Raw genomic sequence first — 13,930 nt, forward strand, 5'->3', positions numbered from 1 at the left:
TAGTGCATGGTACAATATTTGTTAGTACATTAATTTTAAACGATTTAGGAGGTTCAATTAATATGGTAGAGATCGTGCAATTATCTTTCTCATATTCTTCTTTAATTATTAACATCATATTAATCACTGCCTTTATATTAAACTTGATTTTCGCATTTATCATTATCTTCATGGAACGTCGTAGTGCAGGTTCAATTTGGGCGTGGCTTTTAGTTCTTGTATTTCTACCGATAGTAGGATTTATTTTATATCTATTATTAGGGCGTCAAATACAACGCAAAAATATTTTTAAATTAAAAAAAGAAGATCGTAAAGGTTTAGCTATGATAGTTGATGAGCAATTAAATGCGCTTGAAAAAGATGATTTTTCTAAAGGTAATCATCAAATTGTTAAGTTTAAAGAAATGGTGCACATGTTACTCTATAATAATGTTGCATTCTTAACTACTGATAACAGTATAAAAATCTTTACAGATGGTCATGCTAAATTTGACGCATTAATTGAAGATATTCAGAATGCTAAAGATTATATACATATTCAATACTATATTTTCAAAAGTGATGGTCTTTGACGTCGTATTTTAAAGGCACTCGAAGACAGACTTGAAGATGGTATAGAAGTTAAAATGTTATATGATGATATGGGTTCAAGAACATTACGCAAGAAAGATTTGAAACAGTTTAAAGACAAAGGTGGACACGCAGAAGCCTTCTTCCCTTCCAAATTGCCCTTAATCAATTTAAGAATGAATAACCGTAATCATAGAAAAATTGTAATTATAGATGGCAAGATTGGCTATGTTGGGGGTTTTAATGTTGGTGATGAATACCTTGGTAAAGATAAAAAATTTGGTTATTGGAGAGATACTCATTTAAGACTTGAAGGTGATTCTGTCAATGCATTAGAATTAAGATTCATCTTAGATTGGAATTCACAATCAACACGTGACAATATCAGATATGAAGATAGATATTTTCCTGATGTAGATTCAGGCGGCGAGATTGGTGTTCAAATCGCTTCAAGTGGTCCTGATGAAGACTGGGAACAAATTAAATATGGCTATTTAAAAATGATTATGTCAGCAAAACATTCTATTTATATTCAATCACCTTATTTTATTCCTGATCAAGCTTTTATTGATGCCATAAAAATTGCCGCTTTAGGTGGAGTTGAAGTTAATTTAATGATTCCTTGTAAACCCGATCATCCTTTTGTTTATTGGGCTACATTAAAAAATGCCGCTTCTTTATTAGACGCAGGTGTTAAAATTTATCAATATAATAATGGATTTCTACATTCAAAAACACTCATTGTCGATGATGAAATCGCTACTGTAGGTACAGCAAATATGGATAATCGTAGTTTTACATTAAATTTCGAAGTGAATGCGTTCATTTATGACGAAGATATTTCTCTTCAACTTAAAAAAGCATTTATTAAAGATATGAAGGTCTCATATGAGTTGACTAAAGAATTATATAATCAACGTAGTACTTGGATTAAGTTTAAAGAAGGCATATCTCAATTATTATCACCAATTCTTTAAACTCATTCAATACATGTTTTTAAAGGAGTAGTTTATGAATCAAGCAGAACAAATATTATTAGCTAAAGAATATATGTACCAATTTCATAAAAATGATTACTCTGGACATGATATTGCACATATTGAACGTGTCACATTATTAGCTAAATATATTGCCAAACAAGAACATCAAGGCGATTTTCTTACAATAGTATTGTCAGCTCTATTGCATGACGTCATAGATGATAAATTGACTGATAAACACCATGCTTTAAGCGAATTACATCAATTTTTTAAAAAAATAGAATTGGATGATACTGTTCAAAAGAATATTATTTTTATTATCAAACATTTGAGTTATCGAAATGGTAGAAATAACGATGTTACACTTCCAATCGAAGGACAAATCGTTAGAGATGCTGATCGCTTAGATGCAATTGGTGCTATAGGTATCGCAAGAACGTTTCAATTTTCTGGACATTTCAATGAGCCAATGTGGACAGAATCTCCCTATCACTCAATTCCTTCAGAAAAAGATATGGTTGATTTACCTCCTTCTGCTATTAGACACTTCTATGATAAGTTATTAAAATTAAAAAAATTAATGCACACACAAACAGGATCTCAACTAGCTGAAGAACGTCATCAATTTATGAAACTATTTTTATCTCAATTTTATAGCGAGTGGCACTTAGAAGAATAAAAAAAGTAGGAAAAGATAGATGATCTTTTCCTACTTTTTTATCGTATTATACTTATATTATTTTTTCTTCTTATTATTTTTAGAAACGACTTGCGTATTTTTACCTTTTTTATTTGAATTATTTTCTTTATGTGCCTCAACCATAGGTCCAATTTCTTGTTTTGCAACTTTTTCATAATGTTTATTTGCAAAGAATGTTTGAATAATTAAGAATGCCGCACTGACAGACCAATATAAACCTAGTGCCGAAGCTGAACTTAATGAAATCCAAATAATCATAATAGGTGAAACGATCATCATCATATAAGTCATTTGACGTTGTTCTTCAGGCATTTGTTTACTTGACACCCATGCTTGGATAAAGTATAACACACCGGCAATAATAGTAATCCAAATATCAGGATGTACTAAATTAAACCATAAGAAATGTGGATGTTCTGTAATACCGCCACCAATACGATAACGCAATACGAAATATAATCCCATAACGATAGGCATTTGAATTAAAACAGGTAAACAACCTAAAGCACTCTTCATAGGATTGATGTCATATTTTTTATAAACTTCCATCATTTCCTGATTAGCTGCCATTTTTTCTTCTTGAGTACGTGCACGTTTCACTTTTTCTTGTACACCTTCTACTTCAGGTTTAGCAATTTTCATTTTTTCACGCATCATATGACTATTTTTATAGTTTGATAGCATGAAAGGCAATAAGATAATACGAATAACTAATACTAAAACGATGATTGCAATACCATAATCATCATGAAAAACAGAATGGCCTAACCAATGTAGAATTTTAGCCATTGGTTCAACGAATGTATTGTAGAAAAATCCATTTCTATTACTAGATTTGGAATAGTCACATCCAGCTAAAAAGACCATTACCCCTAATAACAAAGGTAGTAGCACTTTCTTCTTCATTTTTACACCTCTATTGATATATTCACATAGAAATAATTTTATCATAGATAGGGTGTACTAGAAAACAAAAACTGAAAAAAAAGAGATATTTATTTGAAATAGTGCTTTAATTTATTAACAGTCTTGTCAATATTTTGACTATGTGTAATGACCGAAATAACTGACACACCATCAGCGCCTTCTTTAGCTATAGGCTCACAATTATCTTCAGTAATACCACCTATAGCAACCATAGGTAAGCTTGGATTAATATTTTTTAATGTTGAAATCATTTCAGGGCCTACAGGGGCACTTGCATCAGATTTTGAAGATGTCTTATACATTGGACCTACGCCTATATAATCTACGTGTTCTAAATCTGATTGTTGATATTCCTTTACGTTTCCTACACTTAATCCTATAATTTTATTTTTAAAACGATTAGCAAAAGAAGCAATTATTTCGTCATCTTGACCTACATGTATACCATCTGCATCAATCTTTTCAGCTAAATCCACATCATCATTAATGAGAAAAGGTACTTTATACTCATGGCAAAGTGTTTTCAATTCCTTAGCTAAGGCTTCTTTTTCATCCCCTACTAAAGCATTTGGTCCTTTTTCACGAAATTGAAATAAAGTAATTCCTGATTCTAATGCTGCTTTTAAAACATCTTTAATGTTTTGATCACCGATGATGTCTTGTGTTCCACATATAAAATAAACTTGTAAACTTTTTGAATCAAACATATTTAAACCTCTTCACGTTTTACAAATTGTTTATAAGTATCATAGTTAAGTTGATACATTTCATCAAGTAATTGAGATAAGAATGTTCCAGGTCCATTAACCTTTTCACTTTTTTCAGCAATCTCTGCGGCGATATTATAATAACTTACTGATTCTTCTAATACTTGTAATGATGGATGTGTATTTCTAAATAAAAATCCAGCAACTAAACCGCCTAATAAACAACCAGCGCCTGTGATTTTTGCCAGTAATGGAGAACCATTTGATAGTTTGACAATTTGATTATCTTGAATAATAACATCTTCTCTACCTGTAATAACAATTGCTGTTTGATATTTTTCATAAGCTTTTTTAGCAATTGTCACTACATCTAAGTCTGTTTCCCCATCAGTGCCTTTCATTGTAGTATTTGAATCTACTAAAGTAAGAATTTCAGATGCATTTCCTTTAATCACAGAAACATTTATTTCAGAAAGAAAAGTTTCACAGAATTGTTTACGATATGTTGATGCGCCTACAGCAACTGGATCAAATACAATGGGTGTACCTTGTTGATTAGCAATTTTTCCAATTTCTAAAATATCTTTCTCATTTGCTTTAGTTAATGTTCCAATATTTATAAGTAGTGCCCCTGCTACTTTATAGAACTCTTCTGCTTCTTCTGGAGCTTCACTCATTGCTGGACTTGCACCAATACTCAAGAGTCCATTCGCAGTGAAGTTTTTAACCACATCATTGGTATAACAGACTACTAGTGGATTCTCTTGTCTTATCTTTTCTAAACTATTCATCGTCTAAACCTACTTTCTTCATATAAGCAAAATGGTTTACCGGGCCGCGTCCTTGACCGATTTCAGGTGTATGTTCAATACTTAATGAAATAAATTTTTTAGCTTTTTTTACAGCTTCATAAATTGTTTTACCTTTAGCTAGTTCGGCTGTGATAACAGCTGAAAATGTGCAACCTGTACCATGAGTATGTGGCGTATTAAATCGCTTCTCTTCAAAAGTATAGACATCATCTTTAGTAAATAAAAAGTCTTTAGCATTATTTAAATCAGCAGAATGACCGCCTTTAATTACTACACCTTTACTTCCTATTTCATTTATAAATATATGACCTGCTTTACGAATATTATCTTCAGTATCAATTTTCAAGCCAGTAATTTCTTCAGCTTCTGGAATGTTAGGAGTAACGACATCCGCTAATGGTAAGAGCGTTTTCTGAAGATGTTTTTTTGTTTCATCATCCATTAAGGAATCACCACTTTTTGCTAGCATAACTGGATCGATAACATAGGGAATATTGCTATGATTTTTTAAATACGTTTGAATCAGTTCCATCGTTTCATGTGTAGCAATCATTCCAGTCTTAATTGCGTGAGGTAATTCATCATCAAATACGCTATCTAATTGTTCTTTAACCCAACTAGTTTCTAGATTATGGATATGTTGAACTCCTTTAGTATTTTGAGCCACAATACTTGTAATAGCAGCCATTCCATATACGCCACAAGCATGGAATGATTTTAAATCTGCCATAACTCCTGCGCCACCAGAAGGGTCAGTACCAGCAATTGTTAACGCAATCTTAGGTTTATTCATGATTTGCTCCTCCAAAATCCCATTCTTCATCAATGTATGCCATATTAAAGAAGTGACGTTCATGTACAGTACTTTGTAAAAATGCTTCTTTAATTTCTCTTTTTTCCTGTTCGGTACAATGTTCTGTAAGTTCATTTAACAAACGGTCAAATACTTCAATTAAAGGTGCCATTTCAGTGCTATAAAAATCAAACCACTTAGCAGTAAGTGCATCTCTATTAAGATTTGAATCTTCTAATCCCCATTTAGCAACCACTTCATATACGTAAGGACATGGTGCCATTGCAGCTATAGTGTATGCAGCATTTTCGTGTGTATAAGCATGATAATACATATGTTTAATGTAATGATCTCCACTAGGTGGCCACACTTTTTCTTTTACAATTTCTTCATAAGGTTCATTAATATAGTCCGCTAAAATTTCATGGGCTTCTACTTCGCCGTCTAACATAAATTCAATTTGCTCTACTAAGAATTTCACTTCTTTCATAGTAGGTGCTTTAGGAATAAGTAAAGCATATAAATTAGTAAATTCTTTTAAATAAGAAGCATCAGCACGTAAGTATTGGCGTACTGCTTGTTTTGATAATTTTCCCTTTAATAAATCTTGAATAAAACCATCATTATAAATCTCTTCAATAATTGGCTTTGACGCTTGCTTTAATTCATCTGAAAAACTCATTAACTATTCCTCCTTAAATAAAAAAACTACATTTCAACGTAGAAATGTAGTCAATATTCAAAAAAATAGAATGAATGAATATGTATTACTACTTTCCTACGTTGGCATTAACCAAATCAGGTTATAAGGGTCTGAATGCTTCATCTCAGCCATGTTCCATGGCTCCCCTAGTAGTCTTTAGTTTAATTTAACCATAACAAAACCATTGTTATAATTCAAATAAAAAAGATATTCATTGAAATAAGTTTAATTCATACAACTATTATTATAAATATAATAAATAAAGAATAGTACAGAAATCTTTCTAAATTCAGTCATTACTATCAATATATATAAAAATGCCTAAGACAACTCATATTGTCTCAGGCACTAGTAAATTATTTATTAAGTTTTACGCTGTAACCCATTGAGATGGACCTGCAGTATTATAAAGTTTTACTGCCGCAGCATCTTGAACACTTTCAGGTGCTTGTGCTGGTGATACACCTTTATATTGTGCTGGTGCTACTGAATCCCAAGTAGATTGTAAGAATTGATATTTACCTGCTGCACCAGAAGAAGGGTTGATGGCATGAATATCTCCACCTGATTCGCGTTGAGCGATTTGTTGTAAATGACTATTTACATTTACAGATGAACCACTTGTTGATTGTTTAGGTTGATTTGTAGTTGCATTAGCAGGTGCTTGTTGTGTTTGAGTTGCTTGTTTAGTTTGTGTTGTTTTTGGTGCTTGTTGTGTTTGAGCTTCATTTGCATAGTGTTGACTTACATTTGAAGTTGAAGCTGATTGATTTATATGATTATAATTATTATTTTGGAAAGATACATTTTGTGCTGATTGAGTTGAAGCTACATTTTGATTAGCACTATTTACAGTTGAACCGTTTGATGGATAATATTCCCATTTAAAATATGTTCCATCTGACCAAAAATGATAAGTTTTACCATTTAAATTAAATTGGTAATTATAAGCTCCTTCTTGAATAGGATGTTGATTTAATGATTGATCGTTAGATTCCGCTAATTGAGCTAATTTTTCTTTATTAATTTGATTTTCACTTGCATCAGCATGACTTACGTTTCCTGCTACTAATCCTAAGCCTACTGCTAATGAAGATGCAATAATTGTCTTTTTCATAATAGTATAATCCTCCTAAGTCATTTGTTTTCTTAAATATTTTACGGATACTACTCTAACATCTAAAAAAGCTTAGCAGGTTACAGTGAAATAAAAAAAATATACTTATTTTACATTAAAATTACATAGATTTGTAAATAATTTTTCTTATATATATACTATAAACACTTTAATGGCAGTGTTTATTAGATATATAATAAAAGAACCAACTGTAATTACTTTGTAATATTTCAGAAAAATACACTGTCTTTTTTATCATTCAATGAATGAGTTGTATCTAATGTCTTATACATAGTTAAAGAGGTCGGAATATTTATACCGACCTCTTGAGTATATTTGAGTATAATTGAAAGACTTATTTTATATTAATTGGAAAGGTTTGGAGTATTAAAAATAGAGAGTTTTATTTTATATTCATTAATTCGAGATTATCAAATGGATAAGTGTCTGTATTTAGTGAGCTATCTGAGAGTTTTTCATTATTTAATTTAGGGGACATAAATTTAATTGTTTCAACATATAATTCTGTGACAAAGTGAGTTTGTTTTTCCTTTTCATATTTACGAGAACGCATTTGGCCAGTAATACCTACTAAAGATCCTTGAGAAGTATATTTTTCAATGTTGCTGGCCATCTTACCAAATGCTTTACAAAATATATAATCACACGCTATTTCATCATTTTCATCTTTATAATTACGTTCAGTAGCCACACTAAACGTTGCGATTTTCACCTCCTCATTATCATAAATTTTTGCATCTTTAGTCATACGACCAACGATTACTATCTTATTTAACATGTGTCACCTCCTTATATCGTTATATTAAATAGAATTGAATATAACGTCAAAAAGCTATTTTTTTAGATTTCTTCCCTTTTTAGTATTAATATCTGATATATTTAAGAAAAATATTAAGATATGAGACGACTTATTTAACAAAAAAACAATAATCATATAATTTAAAAATGTTTAAGAGTATGGGAGACATGTTATGAAGACTTTTAAAGCAGTTCGATTCCAAATAGTAAGCGATGATAACAGGATTTCAGAATTTGAACTTTATGATGGTGTTATTATAAATAAAGAGAATAGTGGTACAGGTTGGCTCCTAGAAATTGTAATTTCAGATACACATTATGATATCATGCAAAAATTTTATGAATCACAAACAGTATTAGATATCAGAGTAGTGATTACTAGACCTTCTAACGATCCAGCATTGTTTGATGCAACAATAAAACATATCTCTCTATTTGAAAGGAAAATATCAATTATTTTCGAGTGTCATATTTATACACACCGTCAGGTATACGCAGAAACACTATTAGAACAACTTATTGATGAAGGATTATCTGGAGAAGAATTAAAAATTACATTTAACAGAATGATGCAATCTAAACCGAAATTAAAAGAAGAAAAATTTGAAAGATAAAAATAGAGTAGTAACGAAATGAATGATTTCGCTACTACTCTTATTTTAATTACGCATCTTGAATAGCAAAAGTAAGTTCACAACTACAAGCAAGTTGTCCATCAACAGTAGCTTTTGCTGTACCTTTTCCAATAGGACCTTTAATTTTTGTAATTTCAACTTCTAACATTAAAGTATCACCAGGTGTCACTTGTTTTTTAAATCTACATTTATCAATCCCAGCAAATAATGCAATTTTACCTTTATTTTCTTCACTATTTAACATAGCTACCGCTCCAGTTTGTGCCAAAGCTTCTGTAATGAGAACACCAGGCATAACTGCATAATCAGGAAAATGTCCTTGGAAAAACGGTTCGTTTCCTGAAACTTGTTTTAAACCTACACAACGCTTTCCTTCTTCATATTCAACAATACGATCAATAAGTAAAAAAGGTTGTCTATGAGGAATGATTTTTTTTATTTCATTATAATCAAAAATTGTTTCCATAACTATTACCTCAAATCTATTTAAAAATTAGTCATCGACTCTTTTGATATCTGCACCAAGTGATTTTAACTTCTCATGGAAATTAACATAACCACGATCTAAGTGTTTAAGTTCTGTCACTTGAGTTGTACCTTCTGCCACTAAACCAGCCAAAATAAGAGCTGCGGCTGCTCTTAAATCCGTAGCTTTTACTTGAGCACCTTGTAGTTGACTTTTACCTTCTATTTTAGCACTTCTACCTTCTACATTAATATTAGCATTCATTCTTCTAAATTCTGCAACATGCATAAATCTATTTTCAAATACTGTTTCAGTTACCACTTTATGGCCTTCAGCTGTTAATAATAATGCCATCATTTGTGATTGCATATCTGTAGGGAAACCTGGATGAGGCAGTGTTTTAATATCTACAGGTTGAAGTTCACCATTTGTAGTAACATGTACACCTTCCTCATTAAAATCGAGGTTAACTCCCATTTCTTCTAATTTATAAATTAAACTTGTCATATGTTCTTTAACAGCACCTTTTACAAAAACATCTCCTCTTGTAATTGCTGCTGCGATAATAAGTGTACCTGCTTCAATACGATCAGGTATAATTGCATGTTCAACGCCCGTTAATTTTTCAACACCATGGATAGTAATGGTATCTGTACCAGCACCAACAACGTTACCACCCATTTCATTGATATAATTAGCTAAATCTACAATTTCAGGTTCTTTAGCTACATTTTCGATAACTGTTTTTCCTTGTGCTAAAGAAGCACCCATTATAATATTTTGAGTTGCACCTACACTTGGAAAATCTAGATGAATATTTGCACCTTTCAATCCCTCTTTAGTGCTTGCGTATATATTTCCGTTTTCTAAATGAATTTCTGCACCTAAGGCTTCAAAACCTTTGATATGTTGTTCAATTGGACGAGCACCAATTGCACAGCCACCTGGTAATGCAACGATTGCATGACCTAAACGTGCTAATAAAGGTCCCATTACTAACACACTTGCTCTCATTTTACTCACATATTCATAAGGCGCTTCTTCATTTAGTGTAGCAGAAGCATCAACTGTAACTGATCCGTTTTCTTTATCATAATCCACTTTAGCATTTAAAGTAGATAAAACATTATTGATAGTAACAACATCACTTAAATCTGGCACATTGGTTAATTTACTTTGTCCTTCAGACGCTAATAACGATGCTGTAAGGACAGGTAATACAGCATTTTTAGCTCCTTCTACTTGAACTTCACCAGTAAGGCGATTGCCTCCATTTATAATTATCTTATCCATATTAATCCTCCACATTAAACTCCTATTTCTTATAACATTTCCCATTTTGAATTACTTATTTAATTAGTATATCTACATTTTTAGTTAATTAGTAGAAATTCATTTTTTAAAATAAATATTTAATTTGTGTAGAATACTGTAATAAATCCACGATAAAGTTACTTACTGCAGTACCCATTAAAATTGCTAAGAAAATCATACACACTTGCAGTTGTGTTGAATATCCTTTTTTAAAAAATTGATCTAATCTGAGAGAATGTAATGCCCAGTACGCAATACATATACATATTACATGTAAAAATAGATGTATTATTGCAAATTGCCCAACATATTCCATTCTTTTCTCTCCTTAAAGATTTCTGTAATATATTGTACATTAAAAAAGTTAATAATGATACATAAGAACGTTACGATATTTAATAAAAGTAACTAAAATAAAAATTTAAAGTTATTATCATTCTAAGTTCTTTTATTTACAATAAAAAAAGAGCTTGAAACACCATTAAATGTCTCAAACTCTTTTAATATATTAAGAATAATTAACTAAACCAATAATATTTTAATATCTGTTACTTTTTCATTAACCATTCTCACTAAATTGAGATAATATATTCATCATAAATATTATCCCACATCATTTAATTTAATCATTATTTTAATTTAATCATTATTTTAATTCAGCTACACGCAGACGGTTTTCCGCTCTAGCTAATGCGCGTTTAGCTCGGTTAATGTCACTGTTATCCTCTTCATCTAAATGAGACTGAGCTCTTTGACGAGCCAACTTAGCTCTTTCTACATCAATCTCACTAGCTGTTTCAGCTGTTTGAACAATGACAGATACTTTATGTTGTCTAATTTCAACAAAGCCACCACTAACAGCTATATACTCAGTACCATTCTTAAACTTAACTTTAATATGGCCTATCTTTAATGCGGCAACTGTCGGAATATGTCCACTCATGATACCTATTTCGCCCGCAGTAGTTTGAAATACAACGAGTTCAACATCATCTTTTTCGTAGACTGAACCATTAGGAGTGACAATATCAAGATTTACTGTGTTCATTATCTTTACCTCCTAATTAGTTTAAACTTCAACACCCATATCTTTAGCTTTAGCAATAACATCATCCATACTTCCAACTAAACGGAACGCATCCTCAGGAATATGATCATATTTACCATTTAAGATATCTTTAAAGTCCGCTACAGTTGTTTTAACTGGAACATAAGAACCTTTTTGACCAGTAAATTGTTCAGCCACATGGAAGTTTTGTGATAAGAAGAATTGAATTCTACGCGCGCGTTCTACTGTTAATTTATCTTCTTCAGATAATTCATCCATACCTAAAATTGCAATGATATCTTGTAATTCTCTGTATTTTTGTAATGTAGATTGAACTTCACGTGCAACTTCATAATGTTCTTGTCCAACAATAGATGGTTCTAAAGCTCTAGAAGTTGAAGCTAATGGGTCTACCGCAGGATAAATACCCATTTCAGTTAATTTACGTTCTAAGTTTGTTGTTGCATCTAAATGCGCGAACGCAGTTGCTGGTGCTGGGTCAGTATAGTCATCGGCAGGAACGAATACTGCTTGAATTGAAGTGACTGAACCTTTATTAGTAGATGTAATACGTTCTTGTAATTGACCCATTTCAGTTGCTAATGTTGGTTGATAACCTACAGCTGAAGGCATACGTCCTAATAATGCTGAAACTTCAGAACCAGCTTGAGTAAAGCGGAAAATATTGTCAATGAATAAAAGTACATCTTGACCTTGTTCATCACGGAAATATTCAGCCATTGTCAATGCAGATAAAGCAACACGCATACGCGCACCTGGTGGCTCATTCATTTGTCCAAATACCATGGCAGTTTTATTGATAACGCCACTATCGCTCATTTCATAGTATAAGTCGTTACCTTCACGAGTACGTTCACCTACACCAGCGAATACAGAAATACCACCATGTTCTTGAGCGATATTATTGATTAATTCTTGAATTAATACAGTTTTACCTACACCGGCACCACCGAATAAACCAATCTTACCACCCTTAATATAAGGTGCTAATAAGTCTACAACTTTGATACCTGTTTCAAGGATTTCTACTTCAGTAGACAATTCATCAAAATTAGGTTGACGACGATGAATTGGATCACGTCTAACAGAACTATCTATTTTTTCATTTAAATCTATTGTTTCTCCTAAAACGTTAAACACACGTCCAAGTGTTTCTTCACCTACAGGAACACTAATATCTTTACCAGTATTCACAACTTGCATACCACGTTGAACACCATCAGTTGAATCCATTGCAATAGTACGAACAACATCATCACCTAATTGCAATGCAACTTCTAATGTTAATTTGAATGTGCCATCATTTTTAGGGACTTCAATAATTAGGGCATTATTAATTTCAGGGACTTCATTATGTTCGAATCGAACATCAATTACAGGACCCATAACCTGAGTTACACGGCCATTACCCATGTTGTTTCCTCCTTTAAAATATTATTCAAGTGCGGCAGAACCACCAACAATTTCTGTAATTTGTTGAGTGATTTCAGCTTGTCTCGCTCTATTATATTGTAATGATAAGTCATCAATAAGTTCAGTTGCATTATCAGATGCATTTTTCATTGCAGTCATACGTGCTGCATGTTCACTAGCCTTAGCATCAAGAATCGTTCCATAGATTAAACTTTCAACGTATTGTGGAAGAATAACTCTTAAGATTGAGTCTTTATCTGGTTCAAATTCATATGACGACATTTGACCTTGGCCTTGACTAGAATCTTCTTGAGATAATGGTAGAACTTGTTTAACAGAAGGTTTATTTTCAAGAACACTAACATAGTGGCTATAATAAATCTTAAGTTCATCAATATGTTCTTCACTGAATAAGTCAATCGCATGCTTAGCGATAGCTTGTATTGATTTAAATGAAGGTTGATCAGGTACATCAACAAGTGAACTTTCAACTTCATAACCTCTATTTTTAAGGAAATCAACACCGGATTGACCTAAAACAATAATGCTATATTCATCACTATTTGTATGTTTTTCTTTAATGTCATTGACTAGTCGTTTAAGCACATTCGAACTATAAGCACCCGCTAATCCTTTGTCACTTGTAATAACCAGGTAACCACTACGTTGAATGTGTCTTGGTCTTAACATTGGATGACTTGAATTTTTACTTGCGCCTGCAATAGCAGTTATCGCATCTTGCATTTTTTCCATATAAGGTTCGAATTGCTTAGTATTTTTTTCAGCTCGACGTAATTTAGAACTTGAAACCATGTTCATCGCTTTAGTAATCTGTTTCATTTTTTTCGTCGATTTAATACGACTATCTATCTCTTTAAGAGAAGCCATTATCTCACCACCTTTTT

At 31.9% G+C, this 13,930-nt stretch carries 15 protein-coding genes, 1 pseudogene and 1 riboswitch; of the genes and pseudogenes, 3 read left to right on the forward strand and 13 right to left on the reverse strand.

Annotated features, from left to right (window positions below):
* Positions 1 to 62: 62 nt before the first annotated feature.
* Both cls and HMPREF3131_RS05485 read left to right on the forward strand, forming a co-directional pair.
* Positions 63 to 1,547: pseudogene (gene cls, locus HMPREF3131_RS05480) on the forward strand (cardiolipin synthase).
* A 34-nt stretch (positions 1,548 to 1,581) separates the two neighbouring features.
* Entirely contained in the window at positions 1,582 to 2,229 is a 648-nt protein-coding gene (locus HMPREF3131_RS05485) for an HD domain-containing protein (protein WP_017174786.1), read from the forward strand.
* 57 nt (positions 2,230 to 2,286) lie between these two features.
* Here the strand turns inward: HMPREF3131_RS05485 and yidC are convergent, their stop codons facing one another.
* From yidC to HMPREF3131_RS05520, 7 genes are all read right to left on the reverse strand, one after another.
* Positions 2,287 to 3,156: a membrane protein insertase YidC gene (yidC, locus tag HMPREF3131_RS05490; RefSeq protein ID WP_049382316.1), complete on the reverse strand. Its 870-nt coding sequence runs from the start codon at positions 3,154 to 3,156 to the stop codon at positions 2,287 to 2,289.
* Between the two features lie 89 nt (positions 3,157 to 3,245).
* Positions 3,246 to 3,884: a thiamine phosphate synthase gene (gene thiE / locus HMPREF3131_RS05495; protein ID WP_049382315.1), complete on the reverse strand. Its 639-nt coding sequence runs from the start codon at positions 3,882 to 3,884 to the stop codon at positions 3,246 to 3,248.
* Between the two features lie 2 nt (positions 3,885 to 3,886).
* Positions 3,887 to 4,675 (reverse strand): hydroxyethylthiazole kinase, encoded by a 789-nt coding sequence (gene thiM / locus HMPREF3131_RS05500; RefSeq protein WP_017175143.1) that lies wholly within the window; start codon positions 4,673 to 4,675, stop codon positions 3,887 to 3,889.
* A complete protein-coding gene (thiD, locus tag HMPREF3131_RS05505; protein ID WP_017175142.1) occupies positions 4,668 to 5,489 on the reverse strand; it encodes a bifunctional hydroxymethylpyrimidine kinase/phosphomethylpyrimidine kinase in 822 nt (273 codons plus the stop codon). The genes thiM and thiD overlap by 8 nt, the downstream gene beginning before the upstream one ends.
* A complete protein-coding gene (gene tenA / locus HMPREF3131_RS05510) occupies positions 5,482 to 6,171 on the reverse strand; it encodes a thiaminase II (protein WP_019835613.1) in 690 nt (229 codons plus the stop codon). Before tenA ends, thiD begins: the two co-directional genes overlap by 8 nt.
* A gap of 76 nt (positions 6,172 to 6,247) precedes the next feature.
* Positions 6,248 to 6,350: riboswitch (TPP riboswitch) on the reverse strand.
* A 212-nt stretch (positions 6,351 to 6,562) separates the two neighbouring features.
* A complete protein-coding gene (locus HMPREF3131_RS05515) occupies positions 6,563 to 7,309 on the reverse strand; it encodes a transglycosylase family protein (RefSeq protein ID WP_017175140.1) in 747 nt (248 codons plus the stop codon).
* A 403-nt stretch (positions 7,310 to 7,712) separates the two neighbouring features.
* Positions 7,713 to 8,108, reverse strand: a complete 396-nt coding sequence (locus HMPREF3131_RS05520; RefSeq protein WP_017175139.1) for a single-stranded DNA-binding protein — start codon at positions 8,106 to 8,108, stop codon at positions 7,713 to 7,715.
* A 193-nt stretch (positions 8,109 to 8,301) separates the two neighbouring features.
* On the opposite strand from HMPREF3131_RS05520, the gene HMPREF3131_RS05525 reads away from it, so the two are divergent.
* Entirely contained in the window at positions 8,302 to 8,742 is a 441-nt protein-coding gene (locus HMPREF3131_RS05525; protein ID WP_017175138.1) for a YwpF-like family protein, read from the forward strand.
* A gap of 49 nt (positions 8,743 to 8,791) precedes the next feature.
* On the opposite strand, the gene fabZ is transcribed toward HMPREF3131_RS05525, so the two are convergent.
* From fabZ to atpG, 6 genes are all read right to left on the reverse strand, one after another.
* On the reverse strand, positions 8,792 to 9,229 hold the full coding sequence (fabZ, locus tag HMPREF3131_RS05530) for a 3-hydroxyacyl-ACP dehydratase FabZ (RefSeq protein ID WP_002448673.1): 438 nt from the start codon (positions 9,227 to 9,229) through the stop codon (positions 8,792 to 8,794).
* 27 nt (positions 9,230 to 9,256) lie between these two features.
* Complete coding sequence (gene murA / locus HMPREF3131_RS05535) at positions 9,257 to 10,522, reverse strand: UDP-N-acetylglucosamine 1-carboxyvinyltransferase (RefSeq protein ID WP_017175137.1); 1,266 nt, start codon at positions 10,520 to 10,522, stop codon at positions 9,257 to 9,259.
* A gap of 106 nt (positions 10,523 to 10,628) precedes the next feature.
* Positions 10,629 to 10,859: a DUF1146 family protein gene (locus tag HMPREF3131_RS05540; protein WP_017175136.1), complete on the reverse strand. Its 231-nt coding sequence runs from the start codon at positions 10,857 to 10,859 to the stop codon at positions 10,629 to 10,631.
* Positions 10,860 to 11,189: 330 nt separating this feature from the next.
* Positions 11,190 to 11,591, reverse strand: coding sequence for a F0F1 ATP synthase subunit epsilon (locus tag HMPREF3131_RS05545; RefSeq protein ID WP_002448708.1), 402 nt, complete (start codon positions 11,589 to 11,591; stop codon positions 11,190 to 11,192).
* A 21-nt stretch (positions 11,592 to 11,612) separates the two neighbouring features.
* The gene (gene atpD, locus HMPREF3131_RS05550) at positions 11,613 to 13,025 is read right to left on the reverse strand and encodes a F0F1 ATP synthase subunit beta (protein ID WP_017175135.1); all 1,413 of its coding nucleotides are present in this window, start codon (positions 13,023 to 13,025) and stop codon (positions 11,613 to 11,615) included.
* A 21-nt stretch (positions 13,026 to 13,046) separates the two neighbouring features.
* Positions 13,047 to 13,913: an ATP synthase F1 subunit gamma gene (gene atpG / locus HMPREF3131_RS05555; RefSeq protein ID WP_017175134.1), complete on the reverse strand. Its 867-nt coding sequence runs from the start codon at positions 13,911 to 13,913 to the stop codon at positions 13,047 to 13,049.
* Between the last annotated feature and the right edge of the window lie 17 nt (positions 13,914 to 13,930).

It is taken from the genome of Staphylococcus sp. HMSC14C01 (assembly GCF_001808085.1).
Taxonomy (GTDB): Bacteria; Bacillota; Bacilli; order Staphylococcales; family Staphylococcaceae; genus Staphylococcus; species Staphylococcus hominis.

Excerpts from the sequence above, each read along its gene's own strand:
- HMPREF3131_RS05485 (WP_017174786.1), top strand. The coding sequence starts at position 1,582 with ATGAATCAAGCAGAACAAATATTATTAGCTAAAGAATATATGTACCAA.
- yidC (WP_049382316.1), bottom strand. The coding sequence starts at position 3,156 with ATGAAGAAGAAAGTGCTACTACCTTTGTTATTAGGGGTAATGGTCTTT.
- thiE (WP_049382315.1), bottom strand. The coding sequence starts at position 3,884 with ATGTTTGATTCAAAAAGTTTACAAGTTTATTTTATATGTGGAACACAA.
- thiM (WP_017175143.1), bottom strand. The coding sequence starts at position 4,675 with ATGAATAGTTTAGAAAAGATAAGACAAGAGAATCCACTAGTAGTCTGT.
- thiD (WP_017175142.1), bottom strand. The coding sequence starts at position 5,489 with ATGAATAAACCTAAGATTGCGTTAACAATTGCTGGTACTGACCCTTCT.
- tenA (WP_019835613.1), bottom strand. The coding sequence starts at position 6,171 with ATGAGTTTTTCAGATGAATTAAAGCAAGCGTCAAAGCCAATTATTGAA.
- HMPREF3131_RS05515 (WP_017175140.1), bottom strand. The coding sequence starts at position 7,309 with ATGAAAAAGACAATTATTGCATCTTCATTAGCAGTAGGCTTAGGATTA.
- HMPREF3131_RS05520 (WP_017175139.1), bottom strand. The coding sequence starts at position 8,108 with ATGTTAAATAAGATAGTAATCGTTGGTCGTATGACTAAAGATGCAAAA.
- HMPREF3131_RS05525 (WP_017175138.1), top strand. The coding sequence starts at position 8,302 with ATGAAGACTTTTAAAGCAGTTCGATTCCAAATAGTAAGCGATGATAAC.
- fabZ (WP_002448673.1), bottom strand. The coding sequence starts at position 9,229 with ATGGAAACAATTTTTGATTATAATGAAATAAAAAAAATCATTCCTCAT.
- murA (WP_017175137.1), bottom strand. The coding sequence starts at position 10,522 with ATGGATAAGATAATTATAAATGGAGGCAATCGCCTTACTGGTGAAGTT.
- HMPREF3131_RS05540 (WP_017175136.1), bottom strand. The coding sequence starts at position 10,859 with ATGGAATATGTTGGGCAATTTGCAATAATACATCTATTTTTACATGTA.
- HMPREF3131_RS05545 (WP_002448708.1), bottom strand. The coding sequence starts at position 11,591 with ATGAACACAGTAAATCTTGATATTGTCACTCCTAATGGTTCAGTCTAC.
- atpD (WP_017175135.1), bottom strand. The coding sequence starts at position 13,025 with ATGGGTAATGGCCGTGTAACTCAGGTTATGGGTCCTGTAATTGATGTT.
- atpG (WP_017175134.1), bottom strand. The coding sequence starts at position 13,913 with ATGGCTTCTCTTAAAGAGATAGATAGTCGTATTAAATCGACGAAAAAA.